The organism is Clostridium sp. AM28-20LB (assembly GCF_003480665.1).
Classification (GTDB): domain Bacteria; phylum Bacillota; class Clostridia; order Lachnospirales; family Lachnospiraceae; genus Otoolea; species Otoolea fessa.
In genome coordinates this window covers 141,913-153,506 of record NZ_QUJN01000001.1, presented here as the reverse complement: position 1 = coordinate 153,506, position 11,594 = coordinate 141,913, and the positions used below count along the sequence as shown (strand labels likewise).

8 protein-coding genes and 1 other RNA gene are annotated in these 11,594 nt (G+C 50.7%); all 9 read right to left on the bottom strand.

What is annotated here, in order from left to right; all coding sequences use genetic code 11:
• Window positions 1–66 precede the first annotated feature (66 nt).
• The 9 genes from DW739_RS00720 to DW739_RS00680 all read right to left on the bottom strand — a co-directional run bounded on the left by DW739_RS00720 (window position 67) and on the right by DW739_RS00680 (window position 11,508).
• Entirely contained in the window at window positions 67–1,494 is a 1,428-nt protein-coding gene (locus tag DW739_RS00720; RefSeq protein ID WP_118742460.1) for an alanine/glycine:cation symporter family protein, read from the bottom strand.
• A 100-nt stretch (window positions 1,495–1,594) separates the two neighbouring features.
• An RNA gene (gene rnpB, locus DW739_RS00715) (RNase P RNA component class A) lies at window positions 1,595–1,942 on the bottom strand.
• 44 nt (window positions 1,943–1,986) lie between these two features.
• Complete coding sequence (locus DW739_RS00710; RefSeq protein WP_118638554.1) at window positions 1,987–3,639, bottom strand: nucleoside kinase; 1,653 nt, start codon at window positions 3,637–3,639, stop codon at window positions 1,987–1,989.
• Window positions 3,640–3,651: 12 nt separating this feature from the next.
• Entirely contained in the window at window positions 3,652–4,452 is an 801-nt protein-coding gene (locus DW739_RS00705) for a Nif3-like dinuclear metal center hexameric protein (protein WP_107001548.1), read from the bottom strand.
• A complete protein-coding gene (locus DW739_RS00700) occupies window positions 4,439–5,206 on the bottom strand; it encodes a class I SAM-dependent methyltransferase (RefSeq protein ID WP_107001549.1) in 768 nt (255 codons plus the stop codon). Before DW739_RS00700 ends, DW739_RS00705 begins: the two co-directional genes overlap by 14 nt.
• Before the next feature lie 43 nt (window positions 5,207–5,249).
• Entirely contained in the window at window positions 5,250–6,365 is a 1,116-nt protein-coding gene (gene rpoD / locus DW739_RS00695) for an RNA polymerase sigma factor RpoD (RefSeq protein ID WP_022359694.1), read from the bottom strand.
• Window positions 6,366–6,569: 204 nt separating this feature from the next.
• On the bottom strand, window positions 6,570–8,483 hold the full coding sequence (dnaG, locus tag DW739_RS00690) for a DNA primase (protein ID WP_118742459.1): 1,914 nt from the start codon (window positions 8,481–8,483) through the stop codon (window positions 6,570–6,572).
• 10 nt (window positions 8,484–8,493) lie between these two features.
• Window positions 8,494–9,501 (bottom strand): deoxyguanosinetriphosphate triphosphohydrolase, encoded by a 1,008-nt coding sequence (locus DW739_RS00685; RefSeq protein ID WP_117795145.1) that lies wholly within the window; start codon window positions 9,499–9,501, stop codon window positions 8,494–8,496.
• Window positions 9,502–9,825: 324 nt separating this feature from the next.
• Entirely contained in the window at window positions 9,826–11,508 is a 1,683-nt protein-coding gene (locus DW739_RS00680; RefSeq protein ID WP_022359691.1) for a carbon starvation protein A, read from the bottom strand.
• Window positions 11,509–11,594: the final 86 nt, after the last annotated feature.

Here is an 11,594-nt window from a genome sequence, read left to right as displayed (position 1 = left end):
AGCGATTTCATGGCTTTTTATTATTTTCCAGATTATAGATTCCAAAAGTGCCTACCCTTGAACATCTTAATTCCAGAACTCTGTCTTACCTTCCAGCCCGATACTCTCAGCCTTGAAGCACGGATTCTTGCCTTCCTTTTTCTGCACCAGGTAATCATCCAGACATTTGAGCGCTGTATTTCCCAGAATCACGATAACCGGCAGGTTGATGATCGCCATGATACCCATGAGGACATCCGCGAGATCCCATACCAGACCGAACTGGAGCTGTGCGCCGATGAAGACAACTACCACCGCAAACAGGCGGAACACGTTCATTTCTTTGTTTTTCAGTGTACGACCTGCGATGTAGTTGAGACATCCCTCACAGTAGAACAAGTTGCCGAGCAGTGTCGTAAATGCAAACAAAAGAAGTGCAAATGTAATGAAATACGGTCCAATCACGCCAAATACCGTTCCCAAAGATTCCTGTACGAACGGAGCGCCTTTCAGCTCTTCGGACGGAACGATACCGGTGCAGAGGCACATCATCGCGGTTGCCGTACAGATGAGGATTGTATCGATAAAGACGGAAAGCATCTGTACCAGTCCCTGCTTAACCGGATGGCTGACATTGGCTGCTGCCGCCGCGTTCGGTGCAGAACCAACACCCGCCTCGTTGGAATACAGACCTCTCTTAATTCCCTGCATCATGGCAGAACCTGCAAATCCGCCGAAGATCGCCTTGAAATCAAAGGCATTGGAGAAGATATTGACAAATACCTCCGGGAGTCTTCCGATGTTTAAGATCATGACCGCAATCGCCATCAGGATGTAGAAAACGCCCATAAACGGAACCAGCACGCCGGTAATGCGGACAATCTGTTTTCCGCCGCCTATGATACAGATGCCGACCAGAATCGCCAGAATGGCGCCGCCGATCATCGGAACCAGGCTCCTGTCCCCCATCATAAATTGATGGTAAAAGCCGTAATTCGACATGCTGTCAATTAGGTTAAAGGACGCCAGCATATTAAAACCGCCAGCATAAGTAGCAATCAGGGCAATCGCGAAGACAACGCCCAGCGCACGGCTCTTCAGCGCCGCCTCGATATAATAAGACGGACCTCCGTAGCTTCCGCCGGATGCGTCGCGCTTCTTATAAATCTGTGCCAGCGTGCTCTCAACAAAAGCCGATGCGCCGCCCACAATCGCGATCAGCCACATCCAGAACACCGCGCCGTAACCGCCGATCGCGATCGCATTGGCTACACCTACGATATTGCCTGTGCCGACGCGGCTCGCCGTCGATACCATCAGCGCCTGAAATGCGGATACGGAGTTGCTGTCTGTCTTTTCTCCGACTACCCGGATTGATTCCGGAAGCAGACGGAGCTGTACGAAACGGCTTCGGAGTGTGAAATACAGTCCGACCGCCAGCAGCATGATAATCAACAGATAGCTGTACATAACATTGCTGATCACACCAACGAGTGATGCAAATCCTTCTAACATAAAATTTCCCCCTTTTCTTTTGTATGCAATATAGAAAAAAGAGCCGCTGCCGGATAAAGATGCTCTTTGGTATCTGCATTCGGCAACAGCCCTCTTAAATGATTTGAGCAAAACGGTAAGCCGGGTTATGTCGTTGAATGGTCATCTATCTAGTCCTGCTGTCGCCAGCAGGCTCAAGCGACCTACCCGAGAGCAGACGGGCCGCCTTGCGCTCTCTGTTCGGTCTTGCTTCGGATGGGGTTTACATGTGCCCCGGCTGTTACCAGCCGGGCGGTAGTCTCTTACACTGCCCTTCCACCCTTACCCGGTAAACCGGGCGGTACATTTCTGTTGCACTGTCCTTGGAGTCGCCTCCACCAGACGTTATCTGGCATCCTGCCCTGTGAAGCCCGGACTTTCCTCACCTGCAGCCTTTCGGTTCTGCAGCCGCGACCATCTGTCTTACTCAAAACATCCTAACTCTACCATATTTTCAGGCATTTGTCCAGTCAATCATACTTTAAAACAGCTTCCGCCGATAAATTCGCGCACAATCGAATTGTGCGGCACCTGTTCGCTGCTGACACCCAGAAAATAATCGAGAAATTTGAGCAGCCGCTTCGCCTCGTTGTACTCCGCCGAATCACGCGGAACACTATATAAGATCGGCTCCGCATACTGTTTGAGCACCGAAAGCTCATATAAAAACGCAGAGTTGAACATCGCATCCGCCTCTTCCTGATACGGGAAAATATTCCGCTCCTCGCCCCGGCGGACGGAATCCCACATCCGGATCGTGTCCTGTGCCGACGCACCGCGCGTTCTCGCATCGCGGACCATCCGCCGGATCAGACGTCCGTCCGTCGTCGGAACGCGGTTGTGATCGTCGATATTTAACTGAGTCAGCGCACTGATATAAATCTTAAATTTCTTATCACGCGGCAGTGAATACGACAAATCATCATTCAAACAGTGAATTCCCTCGATGACCAAAATATCCTCCGCCCCAAGCTGCAGAAAATCGCCCTTATATTCGCGCTCGCCCTTGACAAAGTTGTAAACCGGCAGCTCCACGCGTTTTCCCGCCAGAAGTGCTTCCATATCTTCATTAAACTGTTTCACATCGATGCAGTTTAATGCCTCATAATCGTAATTTCCATTTTCATCCCGCGGGCTGTCCACACGGTTGACAAAATAATTGTCCACCGCGATCGGATGCGGTTTCATTCCCAGCGCGGCGAGCTGAATCGACAAACGGTGTGAAAAGGTCGTTTTTCCCGAAGAGGACGGTCCTGCAATCATGATCAGTTTGCGTCCGCTCTCATAAATCTGCTCCGCAATATCTCCGATCTTCTTTTCCTGCAGCGCCTCCTGCATCAGGATCAGGTCGTTCATGCGCCCCCGCGCGATCGTATCGTTGAGTGTTCCCACGTCAAACACACCGAGCTTGTGACCGAGCTTTTCCGCCTCCTGCTGGACATCAAACAGTTTTTTCTGCGGATGGAACGGCTGAATCGCCTTCGGCTGCTTCTTGTTCGGCAGACGCAGGATAAATCCTTCCTCGTACATCTGTAAATCAAAATATTTGAGATACCGGGTGCTCATGACCATATATCCGTAGAAATAGTCGTCATAATCGCCAAGCCGGTAAACATTGACCCGCGACGCCCGCCGGTAATTGAACAAACGCGCCTTGTCATACATGCCCTGCTCCTGGAAATGATCCATCGCCTCATCCGTATTTTCACTCCGTTTCTGCAGCGGCAGATCCTGCTCAGACAGGCGCTTCATCTCCGCTTTCACACGGTCTAAGAGCTCCTGGCTGAGTGTTACCCTGCCTTCCACCTCCACATACAGGCCATTTTCAACAGAAAAGCAGACCGTGATATTTTTCACATTTTCCCTGCCTGCCACATTCTGAAAGGCTTTCATCATCAGAAAGACGGCACTTCTCTGATATGCCAGATAGCCAGCCGTATCTGCCGCTGTGATAAATTCCATCTGGCAGTCCTTCTGCAGTGTTTTATGCAGCTCCCGCAGCCGTCCATTTACCGAGACCAGAAGAATATCATTCTCGTAATTCTTCTGATATTCCTCCGCAATCTCCGCATAGGCGGTTCCCTGCGGATATGTTTTTATCTCACTCCCAATCCGTACTTCCGGCATGTAATCCCCTCCCTAAACAATCTGGATTGGAAACGCCGGTTTCTCCCGCACAACCTTCACGGCGTCTCCCAGCTTCCCCATCAGATATTTCTCCATAAATTCAGTAAAAATGTGTTCAATTCCATAATGTCCAGCGTCGATGACCGCCATGCCCTGTGCAACCGCGTCGATTCCTTCATGGTGGCTGATATCTCCTGTGATATAAACCTGCGCCCCGGCTGCCAGCGCCTCTCCCATCGTGCTTCCGCCCGCACCCGGGCAGACCGCCGCTTTCTGAATCACTGCCTCACCGTCCAGCTTACCGAAGACCGCCGCATACGGCAGTCCAAATGCCTCCTTGACCCGCTCGGCAGCTGCCTGCAGCGTCATCGGCTGTTCGAATCGTCCAGTGCATCCGATTCCGTAGGAAGTGCCGTCCCCGGTCTCTCCCATTTTCTCTAAAACCTCACAATCCGTCAATCCCAGCTTCTTTGCCGCCAGATCTGCCATGCAGCCCGGCGCCGCGTCAAAATTGGTGTGCATCGCATAGTAGGAAATATCATCCTGAATCATCCGCAGGACTCTTCTGCCGATGAAATTCTGATCGGACACCTGCTTGATTCCTTTGAAAATAAGCGGATGGTGCGTCAAAATCATATCCGCCCCCGCCTGCTCTGCCTGCTCAATCACAGAATCGGTGGCGTCCACCGCCAGAAAGATCGTCTTCACTTCCTTCCCGCTGCGCCCCGCTAAAAGCCCCGGATTGTCCCAGTCACATGCCATGCTGCGCGGCGAAAGTGTTTCCAGGATCTTGATAATCTCACTGCATTTCATGTCTCGTCTCCTCTATCAGCGCCAGATAGGCGGTCAGTTCGTTGATGCGCGCTCCACGGCGGCTGATCGCCGTCTCTCCCGCTTCACTGGCTTCTAAGGTTCTCTTCTTGTTCTGGGCATCATTTTCTGTCAGCCCTGCCAGCACCTGCCGCGTCATCTTCTCTTCTTTCTCCAGATACGCAAGCAGCACCGGATCTTTCTTCCGGATCAAATCGGCTCCAAAACGGTAATCCTGCTCTCTCCCCGGCCGCATCGTGCCTCGCGCCGCTTCTATCACTATGTAATATTTTCCCTCGTCCGTCAGCATCGCTTCTCGGAGAATCGAAAATCCCTGTTTTTCCAGAAAATGACGCACTTCGTCCTGCTCCGACTGCGGCGACAGAATCAGGCGTTCTTTTCCCTCGCTCCAATTCTCCCACACATGGCGTCCCTGTTCCAGAATCCGGCAGGTCAGTTTTCCGCCCATTCCTGCGATCACAACTGTGTCTGCCTCGCCTGCCTTCAATTTTGCCAGTCCGTCTGACAGGCGCAGTTCAATTTTCCCGGAAAGCCCCACCTCTTCCACGTGTTCTTCCGCCCGCTCCAGCGGGCCTTTCCGCACATCCATCGCCAATGCCGACGGGCACACGCCCTTCTGCACCAGCCAGATCGGCACATAACCGTGATCGGTGCCGATATCTGCTACCCGGCTGCCCGGCTGTACAAAAGAAGCGATCCGTTCCAGACGCTTCGAGAGTTTTACTTCTGTCCGCATGATTTATTCTCCTGTGTTCTACTTTTTATTTCTTCTTTCCAGATCATTCATCCAGATAATCCTTCAATTTTTTGCTCCGGCTCGGATGGCGCAGCTTCCGCAGCGCTTTCGCCTCGATCTGGCGGATCCGCTCGCGGGTGACATTGAACTGCCGTCCTACCTCTTCGAGCGTGCGCGGTCTGCCGTCGTCCAGGCCAAAGCGCAGACGCAGCACCTTCTGCTCCCGCTCGGTCAGCGTATCGAGCACTTCCATGAGCTGTTCATGCAGCAATGTATAGGTTGCCGCATCGACCGGAACCTGCACATGATCGTCCTGAATGAAATCGCCCAGATGACTGTCTTCCTCCTCGCCGATCGGTGTCTCCAAGGAAACCGGATCCTGTGAAATCTTCATGATCTCCCGCACACGCTCAACCGGCATCTCCATCTTTTCCGCGATCTCCTCCGGGGTAGGTTCCCGTCCAAGTTCCTGTAAAAGCTGTCTGGAAGTCCGGATCAGACGGTTGATCGTCTCCACCATGTGAACCGGAATCCGGATCGTCCGCGCCTGATCCGCGATCGCGCGCGTGATCGCCTGACGGATCCACCAGGTTGCATAGGTGCTGAACTTAAATCCTTTTGAATAATCATATTTTTCAACCGCCTTGATAAGACCCAGATTTCCTTCCTGAATCAGGTCAAGGAACTGCATACCTCTGCCGACATAGCGCTTCGCAATGCTGACAACCAGGCGCAGATTCGCCTCCGCCAGACGTTTTCTGGCATTTTCATCTCCCAGCTCCATCCGCTTCGCCAGCTCAATTTCCTCTTCTGGGGAAAGCAGCGGCACTTTTCCGATCTCTTTCAGATACATCCGGACTGGATCATCGAGGCTGACGCCATCCGGGATGCTGAGATCCAGGTTGTCCACGTCGATCGGCTCCTCCTCCTCGCCGTCTTCAAAAAGTTCTGGCTCCATGTCCTCATCGTCATCCATCCGGAGAACATCTACATGATGATTTTCCAGAAAATCATAGATCTGATCGAGCTGTTCCGGGCTCAGTATCTCACCATGGAAATAATTCAATATTTCTTTATTGTCCAGTACATTTTTCTTTGTTTTTGCCAATTCCAGAAGCTGTGTGAGTTTTTCTTCAAATGTAACTTTTTTCTCTTCCATAGTTCGTCCTTCCTTCCATCCTCAGAACCTGCCCGACCATTTCCAATTTTGTTACTGAACACGCATACGTGTCCAGTAACGGAATTTGCCGTGGCTTCGCATTTCAATACGGCAAATTCCTGCTGCCACCACGTTTTCTTACGGCACTTTCGGTTCCAAAAGTGCCTACCCGTGTACAGTAACCCAATTTTTCCCAATCCGCAATCACTCCAACGTGATTACGAGCGAAGGCAATCCCGCCTGTTCCCGTATGAGCCGCTGCAGCTCATTCAAATCCGACGCCCGCCGGATCTGATCGTCGAGGCTGTTCTTCTTGATCCGGCGCACCGTCTCCGCAAATGCCTTTTTCTGCTCCTCATTGTTTAAGGATTCTTCCAGACTTGCATTGAAAAGCGCCGCGACTTCTTTGTAATTGCCCTCGTCGTCGATAAAGCGGTTCAAAATCGCCGCCGGATTGACATTTCCAGCTTCCAGACCCTCAAATACAGCTTTTGCCGCTTCTTTATAAAGTGGTTTTACAAAATCCTCCGGTCCGATGATGTCCTTGATCCGGGCATATAACGATGGTTCTTCAATCAGCCATGTAAGAAGCAGGCGTTCTGAACGGCGGATGCCCTCGTCCTTCTCCTTCTTCCTGCCCACCGGTCTCACCGCCGGTCCCGTATTTCCCGGAAACTCTGCATTTCCAGCACCGCGGTTTTCCGCCATTGCCCCGGCACTGCCGACGCTTCCGCCTACCTCCCTGTTTTGTACCGCACCAGTCGTATTTCCGGTTCTATATGAATCACCATAGCGACCCGCATATCCGCCTGCTGCCGTCTCCCCGACGCCATACCGGCTTCCGAGCTGGTTGACCAGCCGCCGCAGATCTTCATAATTGATAAAGTATTCCCGCGAAACCGCCTGTATATAATTATCCCGCTCCAGCGCCTCGCCAAATTCAAGCAGCTTGCGCGCCGTCTGATTGTAAAATGCCGTCTTCTGCTCCGGATCTTCCATATCAAAGCCGGCTTTCAGCACATCGATCTCATAGAGAAAGCTGTTTCTAGCCGTCTCGATCCGCTTTTCAAACTCCTCTGCTCCCAGGTTTTTTATAAATTCATCTGGATCCTTATACGGACGCATATTCAATACCTTGGTTGAAATTCCTGCCCGCTTGAGGATTGGAATCGCCCGCAGCGCCGCTTTGACGCCCGCGCCATCGCTGTCGTAGGTCAGAATGACCTGATCCGTATACCGCTTCAGAAGCGCCGCATGCTGCTCGGTCAGCGCCGTTCCCAGCGATGCGACCGCGTTCGTATAACCCGCCTGGTGCATGGAAATCACATCCATGTAGCCTTCGCAGAGCATCATATATTTCTTTCTCGAAGTACGCGCGTAATTAAGTCCGTATAGATTCCGGCTTTTGTCAAACAGCATCGTCTCCGGTGAGTTTAAGTATTTCGGTTCCCCGTCCCCGAGGACACGTCCGCCAAACCCGATCACCCGGCTGTTGACATCCATGATCGGAAACATGACACGGTTCCAGAACTTGTCCCTGGCGCCGCGCTCCTCGATCGTCACCAGCCCCGTATCCTTTAAAAGCTCGTCCTCATAGCCCTTGCTTTTCAGATACCGATACAGATCGTCGCTGATTTTATTGGAAAATCCCAGTCCGAACCGCCGGATCGTCTCATCCGTCAGCTTCCGCTTTACCAGATAATCATATCCTATCTTTCCCTGCGGCTGCTTGAGCTGGTAATAAAAATAATTGGCTGCCAGCTTATTGATCTCCAGAAGCGCCGCCTTGCGGTCCGCCTTCGCCTTTGCCTCTTTAGAATATTCCATCTTCGGCAGTTTCACGCCCGAACGGTCCGCCAGCATCTCAACCGCCTCGCGGAATGAATAATTTTCATATTCCATCACAAACGTAATCACATTGCCGCTGACACCGCAGCCAAAGCAGTGGTACATCTGCTTGGACGGCGACACCGAAAAGGATGGCGATTTCTCATGATGAAACGGGCAGAGTCCAAACAGGTTGCTTCCCTTCTTCTGCAGCTTCACGTATCCGGAAATCACATCCACAATGTCGCTACGCATTCTGACTTCCTCGATTACCTCTTCCGGATAATACATTTCTTCCTCCTTATACGCTCCAGGCTTTCGGAATAAACAATTCCTTAAACCGGTCAATCGCGTAAATATCTGTCATACCCGCGATATAATCGCATACCGCGCGCTCTTTCGTCTCATTTCTTATCTCCATAATCCGGTGGGATTCTTCCGGAAGTTCCTCCGGATGCGCCATATAATATCCATACAGCATCTCGATCATCTGCTGTGCACGCCCTTCCTCCGCTTTCGCAATCCCGTCATGGTAGACATGGTCAAACATCCAGCGGCGCAACCCGTGCATCGCCTCCTCGCGTTCCGGTGACATCGCCACCTCCGGCTTATCCTGGCTGTGCTCGATGATGTCGTGGATCATGATATTCAGCCGCTCATGCACACTGTTTCCCAGAATGTCCGTGTACTCCCGCGGCAAATCCTCTTCCTTCATGATCTTTCCCCGGATCGCATCATCTATATCATGGTTTATGTAGGCAATTTTATCTGAAAGCCGCACAACATTCCCTTCCAGCGTCGCCGGATGACCGCTCGTCCGGTGGTTCAGGATCCCGTTGCGAACCTCCCAGGTCAGGTTCAGCCCCTGCCCCTTCTGCTCCAGCACCTCCACAATGCGGACACTCTGCTGATAATGCGCGAACCCCTCGCTGCAGAGCCGGTTGAGCACCGCCTCCCCCGAATGACCAAACGGCGTATGTCCCAGATCGTGCCCCAGCGCGATCGCCTCCGCCAGAGACTCATTCAGCCGCAGCGCTTTCGCGATCGTGCGCGCTATCTGCGATACTTCCAGCGTGTGCGTCAGGCGCGTCCGGTAATGGTCGCCCTCCGGCGCCAGAAAAACCTGCGTTTTCTGTTTCAGACGCCGGAACGATTTGCTGTGCAGAATACGGTCGCGATCGCGCTGATACTCTGGCCGGATGTCGCAGAGCGGTTCTTTCCGCTCCCGTCCCCGTGTATTCGCACTCAGCGACGCATACGGACTCAGGGTTTCCTGTTCCCATTTTTCGATCGTTTCTCTGATATTCATCCAGATCCCACCTTTATTCAGAATAATTTACGGAATAAATTCGAAAGTTCACCCATTATCTTATAATAATATCATATTTTTGTAATTTGGGACAGAGGTTTTCCATGGATTTTTGATCTTTTTCTATTTTCTTTTTTTATTTTATGTGGAAAGAAGGGGAATTATGACTACTTATTTCCATCTATTGAACAAAGGGGCTTAGAATGAAAAAGAGAAGACATCTGTTCTTTTGAATACAGACATCCTCTCTTTACTATCACACATACAAAACGTAACGGCTGCCCCCGATGGACCTCATCTACATTTTATTTTCACTTATTATTTTTACTTATCCGCTTTTTCAAGCAGTTTCTTGATACCCTGAATTGCTACTAATACACCCAGGATTAACAGCAGCACTGCAAATACAAGCTGCAGTGTATTTCCCAGATCCAGACCGGTCGTCATAAATGCGTTTGTGAGCTTTATGATGGTCATGCTCAGTGCAGTAAAGGTAACTGCCATCATGAACAGCATCGGCACCCAGAGCATCCAGCCCTGACGCTTGGTTTTCTTTAAGAATACTGCACAAGCTACAAGAGCAAGTACCGATAACAGCTGGTTTGCAGAACCGAATAACGGCCAGATCTCTGCATAGCCGACCTTGGTAAGCAGGTATGCGAGTACCAGTGTGATGATGGTTGCAAAATATTTATTGGTTACTACCTTTACAAACGGGCTCATATTTTCCTCGTCTGTGTCCGAATCCATGAAAAATTCCTGGAACGACAGACGCCCTACCCGGGCAACCGAATCCAGGGAAGTCAGTGCAAATGCAGATACTGCCAGGTTGATTAATGTAAATACAAGCGAATGCGGCAGACCAACTACGGAAAGAAAGTTTGCGATCGCGCCTGCAAAAATCTGCGGCTGGGTGGTAAGTCCCTGTGCTGCTGCCTCGCCATCTGCAAAGGAAGCAACTGCAATCAGTGCGATGATAGCAAGCATACTCTCCATCAGCATTGCGCCAAACGAAACCGGAAGCATGTTCTTTTCATTTTTGATCTGTTTAGATGCAGTACCGGAAGATACCAGAGAATGGAAACCGGAAACTGCGCCACAGGCAATCGTTACAAATAAAATCGGGAACATATACTGTCCATTTACATTAAAGCTTGTAAACGGTTTCAAATTACATGCCGGATTGGCCACAAATACACCGATAACTGCACCAACGATCATAAAGATCAGCAGATAGCTGTTCAGATAATCACGCGGCTGAAGCAGCGCCCATACCGGAGCGACACTGGCAATCAGAATGTACACAAAGATAATAATATGCCAGGTTCCAAGATCGACATAGACCGGGAAATTCAGTCCCAGCGCGATCGCTGCCACCAGTAATAAGATAGCGACGGCTGTGTTGATCCATTTGTTGAATTTGGTATATTTGAGGAAATATCCAAGTGCAACTGCCTCGATGATAAATAACATAGAAGTAGTTGCAACGGCTCCATTTGCCGCTATCTTTGTGACAGCACCTGCCTCATCGACCGTAAATCCCTTAAATGTTCCCGCTACAACGTCTGCAAACGCTGCAACAACCAGAATACAGAACAACCAGCAGAATAAAAGAAATAATTTCTTTCCTAATTTTCCAATGTACTCTTCGATGATGTATCCGATTGTACGTCCCTTATTTTTGACAGACGCATACATGGATGCAAAATCCTGAACGGCGCCGAAAAATACGCCGCCGATTAAAATCCAAAGCAGGACCGGAAGCCAGCCAAAAATTGCCGCCTGGATCGGACCATTGATCGGACCCGCACCGGCGATCGACGCGAACTGATGACCAAACACAACGTTTGTATCAGCCGGTACATAATCGACACCGTCCTCCATCTCATATGCCGGAGTTTTGGCATTTGGATCGATGCCCCACTTATTCTGGAGATAACGCCCGTACAGGAGGTATGCTCCTCCCAGAACAACGATGGCGATTATCATCATCATTACTCCACTCATAGTTAAACCTCTTTCCTTTGTTTATTTATAAAAAAACGCCTCTGCTATCCAGTCGGATAACAAAGGCGAATTTTCTATCCCAACAG